We start from the raw sequence: 17,591 nt of genomic DNA, 5'->3' as shown, positions 1-17,591 counted from the left end.
TCGGCACGTTGCCCAGCTGAGTTCGGACGACCCGTCTCACACGGTGGTGGTGCGTCCCAGCGGCGGTATCCGCAACTGCTCAATGCGGCCGCCGTAGCGGAAGACACGGCCCAGGTGGTCGAGCGTCTCGCTGAAGTGCGCCCAGCCTTCGGCGTGGACGGGCACGATCACCGCGTCGCCGAGCGCTTCGGCTGCCTCCAGCGCGGTGCGCGCGTTCAGGGTGACGTCGGTGTCGCCGAAACGGCCGACGTTCGCGGCGCCCACGTTGAGCACGGCGATGTCGATGCGGCCGATCCGCTCGACGATCTGCCGTACCAGGTCGACGGAGGCGTTGTCACCCGAGACGTACACCGTCGGTTCGCCTTCGCCGCGCAGCACGAACCCGGTGACGATGCCGCTGAACGGCTCGCAGCCCTCGGGACCGTGCAGGGCCGGCACGCCGGTCACCTGCACGCCGTGCACCGTCACCGTCTCCCAGTTCGCCAGCCCGCGCACTCCTTCGATCCGGGTCGCCGCGCCGGGCGTGGACAGCACGGTCGGCACCGTGGTCAGCAACTTCCGGCCGGAGTCGTCGAGGTTGTCGGCGTGTTCGTCGTGCGAGAGCAATACGACGTCCACGGGACCGACTTCCTCCCGCGACACGGCGGGCCCGACGAGTTTGTGCAATGTGATGGGCCCCGGGTAATCGCCCGGCTCGTCGAAGGTGGGGTCGGTCAGCCAGGTGCGGCCCGCGTAGCGGAACCGCACCGTGGGACCGCCGATGTGCAGGAGTTCCAGGCCGGTGCGTTCGATCGTCTCGCTCATGCCGTTGATCTTGTCCCGCCCGCCCGCCGCAAGCCAGTGGCCCGCGAGCCGCTTACCGTTAAGATCAGGCCATGCGTACGGTGGCCGTCCTGGCGTTCGACGGAGTCAGTCCCTTCCATCTGTCGGTGCCCAGCCTCGTCTTCGGCCGGGTCGGCGTCGAAGGGCCCGCGCCGTATCAGGTGGACGTGTGCGCCGAGCGGCCAGGAACAGTGCGCACCCCGGCCGGATTCGACATCCACGTCCGGCACGGACTCGAGACGCTGACGCGGGCCGACACCGTCGTGATCCCGAGCTGGCGACTCGGCGCTCCGCTGTCCGCCGACGTGCGCGACGCCCTGCGCACCGCCCACGCCGGCGGCGCCAGGATCGTCGGGCTGTGCCTGGGTTCCTGGGCGGTGGCCGCCAGCGGACTGGCCGACGGCCGCGAGATCACCACGCACTGGGCCTCCGCCGCCGAGCTCGCCCGTGCGTTCCCCGCGGTCCGGGTCCGTGCCGACACGTTGTGGTCGGATCTGGGCGATGTCGTGACCTCCGCCGGGGTGGCCGCGGCGCTGGACTGCTGCCTGCATCTGGTCCGCGGCGATCTCGGCAGCAAAGCCGCCACCGAGCTGGCCAGGTCGCTGGTCACCGCCCCGCATCGCAGCGGCTCCCAGGCGCAGTACATCCCCGTCGCGGTGCCCGACGCCGCCGACGACGATCCGATCGAGCGCGCCATGGTCTGGGCGCGCACCCATCTCGGCGACCCGGTCGACCTGGACGGCTGGGCCCGCGTCGCGCTCATGTCGCGGCGCACCTTCACCCGCCGCTTCCGCGACCGCACCGGCACCAGCCCCCAGCAGTGGCTGCTGCTCCAGCGCACCGATCGCGCGCGACTACTGCTCGAATCCACCACCGACACCGTGGAACGCATCGCCGTCGACACCGGATTCGGCACGGCGGTGAGCCTGCGCCACCACTTCCACCGCATCCTCGGCACCAGCCCCGCCGCACACCGCACCAGTTTCCAAGGACAGAACTGACCGGGACGGGCCGCGGGTGGCCGGCCGCACAGCCGAGCCCGCTAAGTTCATGGCCATGCGGATTCAGCTGGGCGAGCATGCGCCGGAGATCGATGAGAGCGCGTGGATCGCGCCGAACGCCACCGTGATCGGCCGTGTCCGGCTCGGCGCCGAGGTCAGTGTCTGGTACAGCGCGGTGCTGCGCGGCGACCTGGAGACCATCGAGGTCGGCGCGCGCAGCAATATCCAGGACGGCTGCGTGCTGCACGCCGACCCGGGCTTCCCGCTGACCGTCGGCGCGGGGGTCTCGGTAGGGCACAACGCGATCCTGCACGGGTGCACCATCGGCGACGACGTGCTCGTCGGCATGGGCGCCACCATCCTCAACGGCGCGGTGGTCGGACCCGGCAGCTTGATCGCGGCCAATGCGCTGATCCCGGAGGGCGCGCGGATTCCGCCCGGTTCGCTCGTGGCGGGCGTGCCCGGCAAGGTGCGCCGGGAACTCGGCGCCGAGGAGCAAGATCGCATTCGCCTGAATGCGACTGTCTACCTAGCAAATACAGCCCAACATCGCACGGCGAATGAGGTGTGAAACAGGACACACTGATCAAATGTCCATTAGAGATCGCTGATAGCATTCAGCCAGCGTGCCCGGCGACCCGGGCTCTCCTGTCGACACGGTTGTCGTGCGACTTGTAGCGCAGTGGTGAACCCACCCGGGTCGATGGGTGGGCGAGCGTGCAGGCAGGAGGTATCACGGTGTCGTACGTGCAGTCGGGTGTGCACGGGCCCAAGGGCCGGATCAGCGTCGCCGACATCGCGGCCCAACCGGGGGGAGTCGAGGCACTCCAGCGCCGGGTTCATGAATTACGTTCTCGCGGTGTGGATTTCGCCGCGAACGCGATCGAGAAGGAAATGGCCGAGCTGGATCTGCCGCGCCAATGACTTCGACGCCACGCTCACCGCGGATCACGATGCCGCGGTGAGCGTGGCGAGTCCGGCCGTGGTGTGCTGATCCAGCGCCATCAACGCGGCCCGAATTCGTACCGTTTGCCAGCCACCGTCGACCCGGCGCAGGCGCACCGTCCCCTCGGTACGATGCCGCGCCAGATCTCGCGACATGGTTCGCGCGGTCGCCAGATCATCCGGATGAATCTGCGGCCTCGGTTGCCCGGGGAGATCCGCCCAGGCGACGTCCGGCATGGGTGGCCCGATCCACCGGATCAGCCGCAACGAGCGCAGATTGACGATCGCGCGGTACTCGCCGGGTTCGGTGGCGGCCTCCAGCACCGCGTACTCCAGGATCGTCGGCGGTGGAGCGGCGGAGACGGCGGTGGCCGCGCCGATGTCCTGGGTCACCCCGCGCAGCAGCACATGAGGCTCGCCCGCGTCGTCCGGCTCGGCGACGATCCGGCAGGCGAAATGCCCGGCGCGCAGAGCGTCGTCGTCGCGCCGGATGGTCCAGACCGCCTGATGCTCGGTGCCCGGCGCCGAGTTGACGATCTTGGCCAGCGCCTCGCTCTCGTCGCGGTTGGCGACCAGCCGGGTGAACGCGCCCGCGATGGCCAGCTCGGCGGCACGGTTCTCCGGCGCGACGCCGTACAGGTCCAGCAGGTCGATACTGCGCACCGAGCGGTTGGCCGTGAGATCGAAGTACCACGCCCCCATCGGGTCGGCCGCCGCGACCGGCTCTTGCCGCGGGCCCACCCACAGTCGTACGGCATGCGCCCGCCCCGGTGCGATGAGCAGCGGCTCGGCCCGCACCGTGCGCCGCCCATCGCCGGAGACGCACGCGACCGGCGCACCGGTGGCGCATGCCCGCCGCAGCGCCGACTCCGCGTCGGCCCGCGACAGCGGATTGCGCACGATGTTGCTCAGCGGCACGAACGCCTTCGGCGCGGACCCCACGGCGATCACTCGCCCCGGCTGGCCCGAAAAGCAGTCCAGCAGCAGCCATTTCGTCACCATCCGCGCCCCCGCACGTCATCATCGGCGGTCCACCGTAACTCGTAATATGCTCGGCCGGTTGTCATTTCGCCCTCCCCGTCCCTGACCGCGCATCCGGCGTGCGGTCAGGACCGGAATACCATGTCCAGCACCTTCTCGTGGTACGACCCCGCCATTCGTGTGACCAGGTCCACAGCGATGGCATCGATTCCGACCAGGACTTTCGCCTCGCCGCGCGCGGCGCCGCGCAGAATGGTCCGCGCAGCCGCTCCCGGGCTGGTCCGCGCCACATGTCCCTCGAATCGGCGCACCACCGCTTGCGCGTCGACGCCCGGCGCGACGCTCGCCGACCGGGCGATCCCGGTGAGCACTCCGCCGGGATACACCCCGGTGACCCGCACCGAGCCGCCCGCCGCACGCATGTCCTGGCGCAGCGAGTCGGTGAAACCGCGTACGGCGAACTTCGCCGCGTTGTACGGCGCGTGCCGCGCGACGGCCACCAGCCCGAACGCCGAGGACATATTGACGACATGCGCGCGATCGGCGGCCAGCAGATGGGGCAGGAACGCCTTGGTCCCGTTGACCACACCCCAGAAGTCGACGGCCATCACCTGTTCGAAGTCGCTGAAGGGCGACTCCAGCACGCCGCCGACGTGCAGGATGCCCGCGTTGTTGAACAGTGCGTCGACCCGCCCGAACCGGGCGACGGTCCGCTCCGCGTATGCGAACACCGCTGCCCGATCGGTGACGTCCACCGTGCTCACCGACGGCTCCCGGCCCACCGCCGCGCACAACACCCCCGTCTCGGCCACGGCATCCGCCGACTTGTCCGACAGCGCCAGCGATGCCCCCGCGCCCGCCAATGCCACCGCCAGCGCCCGGCCGATGCCCGAACCCGCGCCGGTGACCGCCACCACACGATTCGCGAAATACCCCATGGCTCAACCCCTTTCCGGACCGGCCGGAGTCGCGGCCGGACACCGACCACAGGCTAGTCAGCCGAATCTGGACGCGCGACCCACTCCATCCGGCCGCTCCTCGGCAATGCCGGGTCACGCGGCGTCCACCCAATGAAATAATGGACGTTCCCGTCCGCACCCGTCGCGATGCCGCGCCCACCGGCCACGGCCCGGCGACCGCGCCGAACCTACTGGAGATCCGATGCCAACCCTCTCGCCCATGTTGCAGCGCATCCTCGAGAAGCCGGTCGCCGACGGCGAAAAGCTCCTGGAAAGCGCACTCTCGGCATTCCTGGACTTCGGTATCAAGCGGACCAGCATGGGCGAGATCGCCCGCCGCGCCGGGATCAGCCCGGCCACGCTGTACCGGCGCTACGAATCCAAGAACGACCTCGTCGAGGCGGTCAGCGTCCGGGAGGCACAGCGCTTCGTCGCCGCGATCGAGAAGCAGGTGCGCACCGTATCGGGCAACGACGATCAGCTCGTCGAGATCTTCGTCGCGTTCATCAGCGCCATCGCGGGCAACGAACTGCTGCGCAGGCTGCTGCGCACCGAGCCCGACCTGATCCTGCCCCGGCTGACCACCGAGGCGGGGCCGATCCTCGCCGTCGGCCGCGACTACCTGGCCGAGAAGCTGCGCGAGCTGCGGAACGCCGGTGGCACGCACGACTTCGACGCCGATCTGGTCGCCGAGATCATGGCCCGGCTGGCGCTGTCGCTCGCCCTCACCCCCGACGGCCTGATCCCGGTCAGCGATCAGAACGCGGCGCGCGAGTTCGCCCGCCGCACGCTGCTGCCGATGGTCGGCGTCCGGGTCAGCGCTTGATGGGCGCTGTCGGACGCAGTCCATCTTCAGCCCGCGCATGGCCGGAGCGAAGGCGGAGGTACGCCTGATAGGCGCTGTCGGACGCAGTCCGTCTTCAGCCCGCGCATGGCCGGAGCGAAGGCGGAGGTACGCGCAATCCGACGCCGAACGCGGCGGCCACCCGCTCGTCCAGCTCGGCCCGCGCCGCCGCATCCGGCGCCCGGCCTTCCACGAACTCGCGCACCAGATCGATGACTCCCGCCGACCGGACTGCCGCCGGATCGGGCACCGGCAGCCGTGACACATATTGGGTGATCCACCGCCGCCTGCCCGAGTACAACCGATTGCCGCAGACCACGTCGTAGAACCGCAATCCGAGCGCCGAATTGGCCACCCCCATAAGCAGGTATGCCAAGCGCGTCGCCTCCGTGGGCGCAGCCGCCAGATCGGGCAGCGAGATCCAGTAGCAGTCGCCGTTGACCACCGCGCCCGAGCTGTCCAGCGCGAAACGCGGACGGTCGCTGATGTCCGGGAATACCAGCTTCGGCTGCTGCCACAGGTGCGGACGCTGCGGCACCCAGATCTCGTACCAGGCGCGGCCGCTCTCGACGACATAGCGTCGCCCGGCCAGTGTGCGACGATGCGACCGTAGATACGCGGCGGCGGCGGGGTATTCGCCGAGATCGATCGGCGTGCGGCGGGCACAGGCCAGGTCGTAGGGATACAGCACGCGAACGTCGCGGGCGCGTGTGGCCCGCCACGGCGCCAGATCGTGATGGGTGATCAGCTCCAGCAACAGTTCCGGCTCGGGACACAGGTCGGCCTGTGCCCAGCGGTCGGAGATGAACACATGGTCGGCGGTCGTCTTGATGCCGACCCGGATGCGCGCCACCTCGCCGAAACTGCGCCAGGTCGCCGCCGCTATCCGCGCCAGCCAGGAATCGATCGCATCGTGCGACATCCGCCACGCGGCCTCCGGCTCACGCGCCGCACCTCGGAGCGTCCTTCGTTCCGCCGTGACATCCGGCGTGGCGTCACTGGTCGAACTCTCATCGCCACCCCGACCGGCTCCGAGGGCCCCGGGCGGCCCGGACCCCGTTGCCAACGTGCCGACCTCGACGGCGAAGGTCCGGCCGTTGTACTCGACGATCGAGCCGCCCGGGTCGAGCAGCGCCTCGAACAGCGTCTTCGCACCTGGTGTTTCGCCGATGGCCTCGTAGGCGGAGACGTAGCGGCAACCGTCGCCGTGGTTCGCGCGGCGCGCGATGGTGATCGCGGGCAGCACAGCGGCGGTGAACAGTTTGGTGTCCCCCAGGTCGTACAGCTCGACCGGAGCCAGATCTGTCAGCAACAGCCGCCGGATGTTCGCGCCGGCCTTGGTGGTCAGGAATCGGTTGGCGCACAAGAGGCCGAGCACACCTCCCGCGGCCAGCAGCCGGGGCAGCGTCGCCACGAACGGATGGGTCAGGTCGATCCGCCCGCTCAGACCGAACCGCTTGCTCAGCAATTGCGCGGTCGATCCGCCCAACTGCTGGGTGCGCACATACGGCGGGTTGGTGATCACCGCGTCGAACGAGCCGTCCGCGAGCCGCGCCTCGACCGCGAGGAAGTCCGCCTGGTGCCAGTGCGCGTCGATCCCCGCCGAGCGGGCGCGCTCACGGGCGACCGCGAGCGCGCGGGCGTCCAGGTCGTAACCGGTCAACACCAGACGGGCACCGGGAAACCGGGCCGCGACCTCCTCGTGCACGGCGAACAGCAATTCGCCGTCGCCACAGGCCGGATCGAGCACACGCAGGACGCCCGCGTCCGAGGGCTCGGCATGGCGCAGCAGCCGTTGCGCCAGGAACCGCGCCAGCACGGGCGGCGTGTAATGCCTGCCGTGCCGTTTGCGGTCCCGCGCGGCGGGAGCTTCGGACGCCATATCGGGATTCTGCCTGGCGCGACCGCGCCCGTTGCCGCAACGCGGGCAACACTTTTGCGCCCCGCGCGCGTCGCGGCCGACTCGCCCGGCGACGGCGTGGCGCCCGGCTTTCGCGTCGGAGCGTTCGATGCTAGCGTTCGGTCTCGAAATAAGACTGCCAAAGGAGGCGGGGGAATGACCGTGACGACCGACGACTTCACAACCCTGACCCGAGTGCTCGACGAACGGTGGACCTGCAGGCAATTCCACTCGCAGCCCGTCGAGCGCGACACCATCCGCGCCCTGTTGCGGCTGGCCCAGCGAACGCCGTCGTGGTGCAACACCCAGCCATGGCAGGTCGTGGTGACGGAGGGCGCCGGAACGGATCGTTTCCGGAAGGAACTGGTCGGACACATCGCGACAGCCACGCCCGCGTCGGATTTCGAGTTTCCCGCGCAATACACCGGTGCGTACCGGGACCGCAGGCGCGAATGCGGAAAGCAACTGTATGACAGCGTCGGCATCGCCAAAGGCGATCACGAGAAGACGATGCGGCAGGCCGTACGGAATTTCGAACTCTTCGACGCGCCGCATGTGGCGATCGTGACCAGCGAAGCCGATCTGGGCGTCTACGGAGCGGTGGACTGCGGTCTGTACATCGGCAGTTTCCTGCTGGGCGCGCAGAGCCTCGGTCTCGGCGCGGCGCCGCAGGCGGCACTTGCCTCGTACTCCCCTTTCGTCCGGGAGTACTTCGGCATCCCGGAGCATCGCAAGGTCGTCGCCGGAATCTCCTTCGGATATCCGGACCACGATCATCCCGTCAACGGCTTCCGCACCACCCGGGCCGACGCCGACGAAGTCGCCACCTGGTTCGCCGACTGACACCCGAGGGCGTCAGCGCGCGCTACCCGCGGTCGCCTCGGCGCCGGTGACGCCCAGCAAGCCCGGTCCCGGCTTCGGGGTGACATCGCGTGCGGTGAGTTCGGCTCCGCACGAATCGCATTCGAGCCGGACGTGGGCCTCGCCCGCGCACTCGTGATGGGCGTAACGCACCGGAGGCCCTTCCGGCGCCATGTAAGCATCGCCCCAATCACGGATGGCCAGCAGAATCGGGTAGATGTCGTGCCCCTTGGGGGTGAGGCGGTACTCCTCGTGCGCACCCACGGCGGCCTTCTGCTTGACGAGGATGCCGTGCTCGATCAGGCGGTCCAGCCGATCCTGCAACCTGCTGCGCGAGATGCCCAGTGCGCTCTGGAAGGCGTTGAACCGCCGGACCCCGGAGAAGCAGGACTTGAGGATCAGCAGCGTCCAGCGATCACCGAAGATCACGAGCGGGCGCGTGATCGAGCACGGCACGTCGGCCAGTTCTTCGTAGCGCACCTCCCGATGCTACCGACCACCGAGCCGCTCCCGCCCCGTGAGACTTCACGACCTCACCCGCTCGAACTGCGTGCGACACACCAAACCACCGACTCCACGGCGCCGCACGAGCCCGCCGGTGCGAAATCCGGAAAACGCGAAGCGGGCCCCGGGAATACCGGAGCCCGCTTCGGTGCGTAGATCAGAGCGGAATGTTCTTGTGGTGGCTGGCGCGGGCCGGGGCCGCGGCGAGCGCCGCCGCGATAATGCTGCGGGTCTTCGCCGGGTCGATGACCTGGTCGACGACACCGATGGCGATAGCGCGCTCCACGCCGCCCGCGATGCGCTCGTGTTCGGCGGTGAGCCGCTCGTGCAGCGCCTCGCGCTCCTCCTCCGGCGCGGCCGCGAGGGCCTTCTTGTGCAGGATGCCGACCGCGGCCTTGGCGCCCATGACGGCCACCTCCGAACCCGGCCACGCGTAGACCGCCGTCGCGCCGAGCGAGCGGGCGTTCATCGCGATGTAGGCGCCACCGTAGATCTTCCGGGTGACCAGCGTGACCCGCGGAACGCGCGCCTCGGCGAACGCGTGCAGCAGCTTCGCGCCGCGCCGGACGACGCCTTCCCACTCCTGGCCGACGCCGGGCAGGTAACCCGGAACGTCGGTGACCACGATCAGCGGAATGCCGAACGCGTCGCACAGCCGCACGAAACGCGCCGCTTTCTCCGCGCTCTCGGAGTTCAGGCAGCCGCCGAGACGGATCGGGTTGTTCGCCAGCACACCGACGGTGCGCCCACCGAGACGGCCCAGACCGGTGACGATGCTGCGGGCGTACCCGCCCTGCAATTCCTCGAACGACGACTCGCCGTCGACGTTGTCGAGCAGCTCGTTGATGATCGGCTTCACGTCGTAGGCGCGCTTCGCCGACTCCGGCAGCATCGCCTTCAGGTCGACGTCGCCGTGCTCGGCCGCGACCAAGTCGAATTCGCCCTGCTCGGCGAACATCGACACCAAGCGGCGAGCGCGGTGCAGCGCGTCGGACTCGTCGGCGGCCACGATGTGGGTGACGCCGGACTTCTTGCCGTGCGTCTCCGGCCCGCCGAGGGTGGCCATGTCGACCTGCTCGCCGGTCACGCTGCGCACCACGTCCGGGCCGGTCACGAAGACGCGGCCTTCCGGAGCCATGATCACGATGTCGGTCAGCGCCGGGCCGTAGGCGGCGCCACCGGCCGCGAAGCCGAGCACCACGGAGATCTGCGGGACCAGGCCGGACGCGCGGACCATGGCCTCGAAGACCAGACCGACCGCGTGCAGCGCCTCGACGCCCTCGGCCAGGCGAGCGCCACCGGAGTGCCACAGGCCGACCACGGGGACACCGGAGTCGATGGCGGTGTCGATGGCGTCGACGATGTGCTTGCAGCCCTCCACGCCCATCGCGCCGCCCATGACGGTGGCGTCGGAGCAGTAGGCCACGGTGCGGACGCCGTCCACCTCGCCGATGGCGGCGAGCACGCCGGACTTGTCACGCGGGTGTAGCGGAAGAATGGTGCCGGGATCGAAGAAACGCTGGAGCCGGCCGAGCGGATCGCGCGGGTCGGTCGTCGTCTCCTGATGCAACGCGGGAGCGATGATTGTCATCGCGTTGTCTCCTGACCTCGATAAGTGCGCCGCTGCCGCGGCTGCGTATGGCGAAACGCGGCGGGGCCGACCACGTCAGATGGCCGGCCCCGCCGGAATCGTTGTGCAGTCGATCGCGCGGCTATGCCCGACCGAAGGCGAGCGCTACGTTGTGCCCACCGAATCCGAAGGAATTGTTGATCGCGTACTCGATCTCCTGGCGTCGGGCTTCGCCCTTCACCACGTCGAGGTCGATCTCCGGGTCCTGGTTCTCCAGGTTCAGCGTCGGCGGAACGATGCCGTCGCGGATGGAGAGCACGGTCAGCACGGACTCCAGGGCGCCGACGGCGCCGATCGAGTGGCCGAGCGCCGACTTCGGCGCGTACACCGAGGCGTGGCTGCCCACGGCTTTGTTGATCGCGTTCGCCTCGGCGGTGTCACCGATCGGCGTCGCGGTCGCGTGCGCGTTGATGTGCGTGATGTCCTTCTTGGTCAGACCAGCGGACTGCATCGCCCTGGTCATCGCCCGCGCGGCGCCGTCACCCGTCGGGTCGGGGGCGACGAGGTGGAAGCCGTCGGAGGTGATGCCTGCGCCGAGCAGGCGGGCGTGGATGGTCGCGCCCCGAGCCTTCGCGTGCTCCTCGGTCTCGATGACCATCAGCGCGCCCGCCTCGCCGAAGACGAAGCCGTCGCGATCCTTGTCGAAGGGACGCGAGGCGCCCTTCGGGTCCTCGTTGCGGGTGCTCATGGCGCGCATCATGGTGAACGCCGCGATGGGCACCGCGTCGATGAAGCCCTCGACGCCACCGGTGACGACCATGTCCGCGTCACCCATGACGATCATCCGCCAGGCGTTGGCGATGGCCTCGGAGCCGGACGAGCACGCCGAGACCGGAGTGACCACTCCTGCCCTGGCCTTCAATTCGAGGCCGACAACGGCCGAGGGGCCGTTCGGCATGACCATCTGCACAGCCAACGGCGAAATCTTGCGGTAGCCGCCGTTCTTCAGCTTGTCCACGGAATCGATGAGGGCGTCGCCGCCTCCCAATCCCGTGCCGATGGCCACACCCAGCCGCTCCGGGTCGACTTCCGGGCTGCCCGCGTTCCGCCAGACCTCGCGACCGAGCACGGTCGCGAGCTGCTCGACGTAGGCCATGCGCCGACATTCGACCCGGGTCAGCAGGGTGTCCGGCCGGACCTTCAGGTGACCGCCGATGCGGACCGGAAGGTCGTATTCCTCGACGAAGGAATCCTCGAGAACGTCGATGCCGCTCTCGCCGTTGAGGAGTCCCTTCCACGTCGCATCGACGTCACCCGCGATCGACGTGGTCGCCGCAAGGCTGGTTACGACGACGTTGGGGAAGTTCCCGTTCAAGGTGGAAGGAGTGGTCACAGTTTCGGCCCTACTCGGCGTTGTCGAACTTGGCCTTGAGCTCGGCCGCCGCCTCAGCGTTCTCGGCCTCGAGCTTCTGGATGTAGTTGACGGCGTCGCCAACGGTCTTCAGGCTGGCCAGATCCTCGTCGGGGATCTTCACGCCGTACTTGTCCTCGGTCTGAACCGCGATCTCGACCATGGACAGCGAGTCGATGTCCAGGTCATCGACGAAGGACTTCTCGATCGTCACTTCGGAGGGCTCGATGCCGGTCACCTCTTCGATGATCTTGCCGAGTTCCTCGACGATTTGTTCCTGGGTCAGAGCGGCCACTTCGTGGCTCCCTTCTTGATACTTTGTAGGGCTCTACTGGTTTTTTTCGGATCGAGCGCGGTAATAGTTACCGCCTCTCGGTCACGACCTCGCATCATGTGATGCATGGTCGCGGAGGAAAGCTAGCCGGACACGGTCAGCTCAGCCAACGCGGGGAGGTCTTGCGGGGTCTTCAGGGCCAGCGTGGGCGTGCCCTTCAGCTCCCTCTTGGCAATGCCGACGAGGGTGCCCGCCGGCGGCAGTTCCGCCACCGCCGAAACGGCGGCCTGCCGGACGGTCTCGGTGCACAGATCCCAGCGAACAGGCCGGGTGACCTGCGCGGCGAGCTTGTCGATCGCGTCCTGTCCGGACGCGACCGGCTTGCCGTCGAAGTTCGAGAGCAAGGTTCTGGTCGGCTCGTTCGGCGTGATCTTCGTTATGGCGTCGGTCACAGCATCCTGCGCGGGCGCCATGAACGCCGTGTGGAACGCGCCCGCGACGGGCAGCGCCCGAACCCTGGCCTTCTCCGGAGGGTTCGCGGCGAGCTCGGCGAGAGCGTCCAACCGACCCGCGGCCACGATCTGGCCCACCGCGTTGCGGTTGGCCGGGACGAGGTCGAGTTCGGTGAGCCGTTCGAGCACGGCGGCCTCATCGCCGCCGAGCACCGCGGACATACCGGTCGGTTCCAGTGCGCACGCCTTGGCCATCTCCGCTCCGCGGATGGCGGCCAACCGGACCGCGTCGTCGGCGGAGATGACTCCGGCGACCGCGGCGGCGGCGAGTTCACCGACCGAATGCCCGGCGACGATGGTAGCGGCGGGCAGCTCGTCCTGGGAGATCTCCGCGAACGCGAGTAGCGCGGCGGCGACCACCAACGGCTGGGTGACCGCGGTGTCGGTGATCTCCTCGGCCGTCGCGGTGGTGCCGAGACGGACCAGGTCCAGGCCGGAAGCCTTGGACCACAGCGTGAGGCGCTCGTTCGCGCCGGGAAGGTCGAGCCAAGGCGCGAGCATGCCGGGTGTCTGAGAGCCCTGTCCAGGGGCGAACAACGCGATCACGCCTCTAAGAAAACACTGTGAGGCGGGCCGCACGAGATGTCGACGCGGATGAAGCTTCGGAAGCGGTTTTGTGGGGGTTCCACAAAAGACCACGTGGGCTGTCCGAATCGACCGATTCCGCCGATGCGTTACAAGCCCTCGGGGCCCAACGCGATCGAAGTGACTTCTGGGACAGGAGTTGACGATTCGTTACGGGTTCGTGTCAAACGACCCACTGTCGCGGCGATCCGGAGGACGTACGCGTCCCGTGGATTCATCGGATCCCGCCCGGTGATCTCGGCGATTCGCTTGAGGCGATACCGAACCGTATTTGGATGGACGTACAGCTGACGCGCACACGTCTCGACCGCCCCACCGCAATCCAGATAGGCATCGAGCGTGTCCGCCAGCGACGACCCCGCCGCAGCCAACGGTAGGACAAGGTACTCGTTCAGCGCGTCGATCGCAGCTCGATCACCCAACAAAGCGCGCTCCGGCAGCAATTCCGCCGCGTGCACCGGTCGCGGCGCCCCCCGCCAACCCACCACGGCTTCCATCCCGGCCAGCGCTTCCACCGCGCTGGCGTGTGCCGCGCCCAGCGTGCGGGTGGTCGGACCGATCACCACCGGACCATCGGAGAACACCTCCGCGAGCAGGTCGGCCAGGAACGGTGAGATCTGAGCGGTCTCCCCCAGATGCCCGGAGACCACCATCACCAGCCTGGTGCCCTGCACCACCGCGAGCGCGGCCCGCCCGTGCCGCGCCGCGATGGAATGCACCGCCCCCACCGACGAGACACCCTGCTCCCCGGGCGGCGTGCCCACCAGCACCGTCGCCGGTGCGGTGGCGTCCCAGTTCAGCGTCGCGGCCCGGGAGAGCATGTCCGGGCCGGTGTCGCCGCGCACCACGGCGTCGACGACGAGCGCCTCCAACCGGGTGTCCCACGCGCCGCGCGACTCGGCGGCGCTGGCGTACACCGAGGCGGCTGCGAAGCCGAGCTCACGCCCGTAACGCAGCACCGCCTCGGTCAGCGCCACCAGCTGCCGGTCGTTGCGCGCGAGCGCGGGCAGCCACTGCTCGAAGAACTCCATGGCGACACGCACCATGTCCACGGTCTGGCGCAGCGTCAACCGCCGCGCGAGATCCTGCGGGATCACCTGGAAGGCGTCCAGGCTGAAACGGATGTCGCTGTCCGGGTCCTGGAGCCATTCCAGGAAGTTCACCACCGCGGTCTGCACCAGCATCTGCACGCCCGCCCGCTGCGCGGCGTCCAGATCGGCGAAGAACGGCAACCGATCCTGCATCGACCCCACCGCCTCCGTGGAGAGGCGGCCGGAGAACTGCTTCACGCGTTTGAGCAGCGTGTCCGGAAGGGGGTCGCGGGTCTGCCGGTTCGGGGAGAGCGCGCCCGTCGGCAGATACACCTCGTGCTCGGAAGAGCCCTCGGAGATCCGTCGCGGCCGCGGCGGTTTACGGTCCACCATCCAATATTCCGCTATGCGAGGTCTTCGTCCGAACTCACCGCCGCCTTCGGCGCGGCGTCCACGTCGGCGATGCCGTATTTCGCCGCCGCCTCCGCGGCCTTGGCCGGGTCGAGCTTGCCGATCCGGCCGAGTCCGGCCAGCGCGGCGACCACGATGGACTGCGCGTCGACGTTGAACACCCGCCGCGCGGCCGGGCGGGTGTCGGAGAAGCCGAAACCGTCCGTGCCGAGCGTGGTGAAGTCGCCGGGCACCCACTTGCGGACCTGGTCGGGCACCGCGCGCATCCAGTCGGTCGCGGCCACGTACGGGCCGTCGACCCGCGACAGCGCCTCGGTGACGTACGGAACCCCGGGCTCGGCGCCCGGGTCGCGCAGCGCGGCGATCTCCTTGTCGAGCGCCTCCTTACGGAGTTCGCCCCACGAGGTGACCGACCACACGTCCGCCTGCACGCCCCACTCCTGCGCGAGCAGCGCCTGCGCGCGCAGGCCGTCCGGCACGGTGACGCCGGAGACCAGGATCTGGGCGCGCACCGCGCCCTCACCGCCGCGCTTGTACAGGTAGATGCCCTTGAGCAGCCCCGCGACGTCGAGGTCCTCCGGCTCGGCCGGCTGCGGGTACGGCTCGTTGTAGAGGGTGATGTAGTAGAAGACGTCCTCACCGCCGAACTCGGTGGGGCTGCCGTGCGGATGGGTGCCGGGCAGCGGCGCGGAGCCCTGCGGCGGGGTGCCGCCGCCGTACATGCGCCGCAGGCCGTCGCGCACGATGTGGGCGATCTCGAACGCGAACGCCGGGTCGTAGGTCACCACGGCCGGGTTGGTCGAGGCCAGCAGCAGCGAGTGCCCGTCGTTGTGCTGGAGGCCCTCACCGGTCAGCGTGGTGCGTCCTGCGGTCGCGCCGAGCACGAACCCGCGCGCGAGCTGGTCGGCGGCCGCCCACAGTCCGTCGCCGGTGCGCTGGAAGCCGAACATCGAGTAGAAGATGTACAGCGGGATCATCGGCTCGCCGTGCGTGGCGTACGAGGTGCCCGCCGCGGTGAACGACGCCGTCGATCCCGCCTCGTTGATGCCCTCGTGCAGGATCTGCCCGACGGTGCTCTCTTTGTAGGCAAGCATCAATTCCGCGTCGACGGATGTGTACAACTGCCCATTGCGGTTGTAGATCTTCAACGAAGGGAACCACGAGTCCATACCGAAGGTACGGGCCTCGTCGGGGATGATCGGGACGATCCGCTTGCCGATCTCCTTGTCCCGCAGCAGCTCCTTCATCAGCCGCACCAGGGCCATCGTGGTGGCGACGTTCTGCTTGCCCGAACCCTTGCGGACCGAGCGGTAGGCCTCGTCGCCGGGCAGCTTCAGCGGCTTGGCCGCGGCGCGCCGCTCGGGCAGGAACCCGCCGAGCGCCTTGCGCCGGTCGAGCATGTACTGGACCTCGCGGGCCTCCATACCGGGGTGGTAGTACGGCGGCAGGTACGGATCCTTCTCCAACTCGGCGTCGCTGATCGGGATCCGCTGCAGGTCGCGGAAGTCCTTGAGATCCTGCAGGGTCAGCTTCTTCATCTGGTGCGTGGCGTTGCGGCCCTCGAAGTGCTTGCCGAGGGTGTAGCCCTTGATGGTCTTGGCCAGGATCACCGTCGGCTGGCCCTTGTGCGCCATCGCCGCCGCGTAGGCGGCGTACACCTTGCGGTAGTCGTGGCCGCCGCGCTTGAGGTTCCAGATCTCCTGGTCGGACAAATCCTGCACCAGCGCCTTCGTGCGCGGGTCACGCCCGAAGAAGTGGTCGCGGACGTACGCGCCGTCGTTGGCCTTGTAGGTCTGGTAGTCACCGTCGGGGGTGCTGTTCATCAGGTTCACCAGCGCACCGTCGCGGTCGGCGCCGAGCAGCGCGTCCCACTCCCGGCCCCAGATCACCTTGATGACGTTCCAGCCCGCGCCGCGGAAGAACGACTCCAGCTCCTGGATGATCTTGCCGTTGCCGCGCACCGGGCCGTCCAGGCGCTGCAAATTGCAGTTGACCACGAAGGTCAGGTTGTCCAGACCCTCCATGGCAGCGACGTGCGCGAGACCGCGCGACTCCGGCTCGTCCATCTCGCCGTCGCCGAGGAACGCCCACACGTGCTGGTCGGAGGTGTCCTTGATACCGCGATCGTGCAGGTAGTGATTGAAGCGCGCCTGGTAGATGGCGTTCATCGGGCCCAGGCCCATGGACACCGTGGGGAACTCCCAGAAGTTGTTCAGCAGGCGCGGGTGCGGGTAGGACGGCAGCCCGTGGCCGGGGCCGCCGTTGCTGTACTCCTGACGGAACCCGTCGAGCTGATCGGTCGACAGCCTGCCCTCGAGGAACGCGCGGGCGTAGATGCCCGGCGAGGCGTGGCCCTGGATGAAGATCGAGTCGCCGCCGCCCTGATGGTCCTTGCCGCGGAAGAAGTGGTTGAAGCCGACTTCGTAGAGCGCCGCCGAGGACGCGTAGGTCGAGATGTGGCCGCCGACGCCGATGCCGGGGCGCTGGGCGCGATGCACCATGATCGCGGCGTTCCAGCGGATCCACGCGCGGAAGCGGCGCTCCACCTCCTCGTCGCCGGGGAACCACGGCTCGTTCTCGGTGGGAATGGTGTTGACGTAGTCGGTGGAGGTCAAGGACGGGATGGCGACCCGACGTTCACCGGCCCGCTCCAACAGACGGAGCATGAGGTAACGCGCACGGCCGGGCCCCTCCCGGTCGAGCATCTCATCGAACGACTCGAGCCATTCGCTGGTTTCCTCCGGGTCGATGTCCGGTAGGTAGGACGCCACCCCTTCGCGGATCACCCGCACCCGTCCGGCCGGCTGCGGCGCGTGCGACCCGTTCGGATCGCGGCTCGCGGCGGGCGCGGGAGCGGAGCTGGTACCAGCGGATTTCGCCGGTGCGGAAGAGTGGATCAGGTCGGTCAAATCTGCTCCTCGTACAGGGGTGGACATGCTGATGGCGTCGGTATCCCCGGGCGGGTTCGCTGGTTGGCGGA

Annotated in this window: 16 protein-coding genes; 5 read left to right on the top strand and 11 right to left on the bottom strand. The window is 69.0% G+C overall.

The genetic code is table 11. From position 1 onward, the window contains the following. Positions 1-36: 36 nt before the first annotated feature. A complete protein-coding gene (locus tag ABZW96_RS08880) occupies positions 37-804 on the bottom strand; it encodes an MBL fold metallo-hydrolase (RefSeq protein WP_355072764.1) in 768 nt (255 codons plus the stop codon). Positions 805-875: 71 nt separating this feature from the next. Between ABZW96_RS08880 and ABZW96_RS08875 the strand changes: the two genes are divergently transcribed. From ABZW96_RS08875 to ABZW96_RS08865, 3 genes are all read left to right on the top strand, one after another. Further along, positions 876-1,823 (top strand): helix-turn-helix domain-containing protein, encoded by a 948-nt coding sequence (locus tag ABZW96_RS08875; RefSeq protein WP_355072762.1) that lies wholly within the window; start codon positions 876-878, stop codon positions 1,821-1,823. Between the two features lie 55 nt (positions 1,824-1,878). Beyond that, positions 1,879-2,394, top strand: coding sequence for a gamma carbonic anhydrase family protein (locus ABZW96_RS08870; protein ID WP_355072760.1), 516 nt, complete (start codon positions 1,879-1,881; stop codon positions 2,392-2,394). Between the two features lie 167 nt (positions 2,395-2,561). Further along, on the top strand, positions 2,562-2,747 hold the full coding sequence (locus ABZW96_RS08865; protein ID WP_039803648.1) for a hypothetical protein: 186 nt from the start codon (positions 2,562-2,564) through the stop codon (positions 2,745-2,747). Between the two features lie 24 nt (positions 2,748-2,771). Here ABZW96_RS08865 and ABZW96_RS08860 read toward each other — a convergent pair whose 3' ends face one another. Continuing rightward, entirely contained in the window at positions 2,772-3,770 is a 999-nt protein-coding gene (locus ABZW96_RS08860; protein WP_355072758.1) for a GAF domain-containing protein, read from the bottom strand. 104 nt (positions 3,771-3,874) lie between these two features. Then, complete coding sequence (locus ABZW96_RS08855) at positions 3,875-4,687, bottom strand: SDR family NAD(P)-dependent oxidoreductase (RefSeq protein WP_355072757.1); 813 nt, start codon at positions 4,685-4,687, stop codon at positions 3,875-3,877. A gap of 223 nt (positions 4,688-4,910) precedes the next feature. On the opposite strand from ABZW96_RS08855, the gene ABZW96_RS08850 reads away from it, so the two are divergent. Next, on the top strand, positions 4,911-5,534 hold the full coding sequence (locus tag ABZW96_RS08850; RefSeq protein ID WP_355072755.1) for a TetR/AcrR family transcriptional regulator: 624 nt from the start codon (positions 4,911-4,913) through the stop codon (positions 5,532-5,534). A 94-nt stretch (positions 5,535-5,628) separates the two neighbouring features. Here the strand turns inward: ABZW96_RS08850 and ABZW96_RS08845 are convergent, their stop codons facing one another. Then, complete coding sequence (locus ABZW96_RS08845) at positions 5,629-7,434, bottom strand: methyltransferase domain-containing protein (RefSeq protein ID WP_355072753.1); 1,806 nt, start codon at positions 7,432-7,434, stop codon at positions 5,629-5,631. A gap of 174 nt (positions 7,435-7,608) precedes the next feature. Between ABZW96_RS08845 and ABZW96_RS08840 the strand changes: the two genes are divergently transcribed. Then, positions 7,609-8,295: a nitroreductase gene (locus ABZW96_RS08840; RefSeq protein ID WP_355072751.1), complete on the top strand. Its 687-nt coding sequence runs from the start codon at positions 7,609-7,611 to the stop codon at positions 8,293-8,295. 12 nt (positions 8,296-8,307) lie between these two features. Here ABZW96_RS08840 and ABZW96_RS08835 read toward each other — a convergent pair whose 3' ends face one another. From ABZW96_RS08835 to aceE, 7 genes are all read right to left on the bottom strand, one after another. Beyond that, positions 8,308-8,793 (bottom strand): helix-turn-helix domain-containing protein, encoded by a 486-nt coding sequence (locus tag ABZW96_RS08835; RefSeq protein ID WP_355072749.1) that lies wholly within the window; start codon positions 8,791-8,793, stop codon positions 8,308-8,310. A 181-nt stretch (positions 8,794-8,974) separates the two neighbouring features. Next, on the bottom strand, positions 8,975-10,408 hold the full coding sequence (locus ABZW96_RS08830; RefSeq protein ID WP_355072748.1) for a carboxyl transferase domain-containing protein: 1,434 nt from the start codon (positions 10,406-10,408) through the stop codon (positions 8,975-8,977). Positions 10,409-10,529: 121 nt separating this feature from the next. After that, complete coding sequence (locus ABZW96_RS08825) at positions 10,530-11,780, bottom strand: KasA/KasB family beta-ketoacyl-ACP synthase (protein WP_355072747.1); 1,251 nt, start codon at positions 11,778-11,780, stop codon at positions 10,530-10,532. A 10-nt stretch (positions 11,781-11,790) separates the two neighbouring features. After that, positions 11,791-12,093 carry a meromycolate extension acyl carrier protein AcpM gene (gene acpM / locus ABZW96_RS08820; RefSeq protein WP_039796877.1) on the bottom strand — a complete coding sequence of 101 codons (303 nt, stop codon included), beginning with the start codon at positions 12,091-12,093 and terminating at the stop codon, positions 11,791-11,793. Positions 12,094-12,215: 122 nt separating this feature from the next. Beyond that, a complete protein-coding gene (locus ABZW96_RS08815) occupies positions 12,216-13,130 on the bottom strand; it encodes an ACP S-malonyltransferase (protein WP_355072745.1) in 915 nt (304 codons plus the stop codon). A gap of 128 nt (positions 13,131-13,258) precedes the next feature. Then, complete coding sequence (locus ABZW96_RS08810; protein WP_355072743.1) at positions 13,259-14,593, bottom strand: helix-turn-helix domain-containing protein; 1,335 nt, start codon at positions 14,591-14,593, stop codon at positions 13,259-13,261. An 11-nt stretch (positions 14,594-14,604) separates the two neighbouring features. Continuing rightward, the gene (gene aceE, locus ABZW96_RS08805; protein WP_355072986.1) at positions 14,605-17,397 is read right to left on the bottom strand and encodes a pyruvate dehydrogenase (acetyl-transferring), homodimeric type; all 2,793 of its coding nucleotides are present in this window, start codon (positions 17,395-17,397) and stop codon (positions 14,605-14,607) included. Positions 17,398-17,591: the final 194 nt, after the last annotated feature.

It is taken from the genome of Nocardia sp. NPDC004168 (genome assembly GCF_040610355.1).
Lineage (GTDB): Bacteria > Actinomycetota > Actinomycetes > Mycobacteriales > Mycobacteriaceae > Nocardia > Nocardia sichangensis.
Note: the sequence above shows the minus strand (reverse complement) of the source record. Positions and strands in the feature narration are given on the sequence as shown.

What these genes read in the sequence shown, in the direction of transcription:
- ABZW96_RS08830 (WP_355072748.1), bottom strand. Translation starts at nt 10,408, where the DNA reads ATGACAATCATCGCTCCCGCGTTGCATCAGGAGACGACGACCGACCCG.
- ABZW96_RS08880 (WP_355072764.1), bottom strand. Translation starts at nt 804, where the DNA reads ATGAGCGAGACGATCGAACGCACCGGCCTGGAACTCCTGCACATCGGC.
- ABZW96_RS08850 (WP_355072755.1), top strand. Translation starts at nt 4,911, where the DNA reads ATGCCAACCCTCTCGCCCATGTTGCAGCGCATCCTCGAGAAGCCGGTC.
- ABZW96_RS08860 (WP_355072758.1), bottom strand. Translation starts at nt 3,770, where the DNA reads ATGGTGACGAAATGGCTGCTGCTGGACTGCTTTTCGGGCCAGCCGGGG.
- ABZW96_RS08875 (WP_355072762.1), top strand. Translation starts at nt 876, where the DNA reads ATGCGTACGGTGGCCGTCCTGGCGTTCGACGGAGTCAGTCCCTTCCAT.
- ABZW96_RS08870 (WP_355072760.1), top strand. Translation starts at nt 1,879, where the DNA reads ATGCGGATTCAGCTGGGCGAGCATGCGCCGGAGATCGATGAGAGCGCG.
- ABZW96_RS08855 (WP_355072757.1), bottom strand. Translation starts at nt 4,687, where the DNA reads ATGGGGTATTTCGCGAATCGTGTGGTGGCGGTCACCGGCGCGGGTTCG.
- ABZW96_RS08810 (WP_355072743.1), bottom strand. Translation starts at nt 14,593, where the DNA reads ATGGTGGACCGTAAACCGCCGCGGCCGCGACGGATCTCCGAGGGCTCT.
- ABZW96_RS08840 (WP_355072751.1), top strand. Translation starts at nt 7,609, where the DNA reads ATGACCGTGACGACCGACGACTTCACAACCCTGACCCGAGTGCTCGAC.
- ABZW96_RS08845 (WP_355072753.1), bottom strand. Translation starts at nt 7,434, where the DNA reads ATGGCGTCCGAAGCTCCCGCCGCGCGGGACCGCAAACGGCACGGCAGG.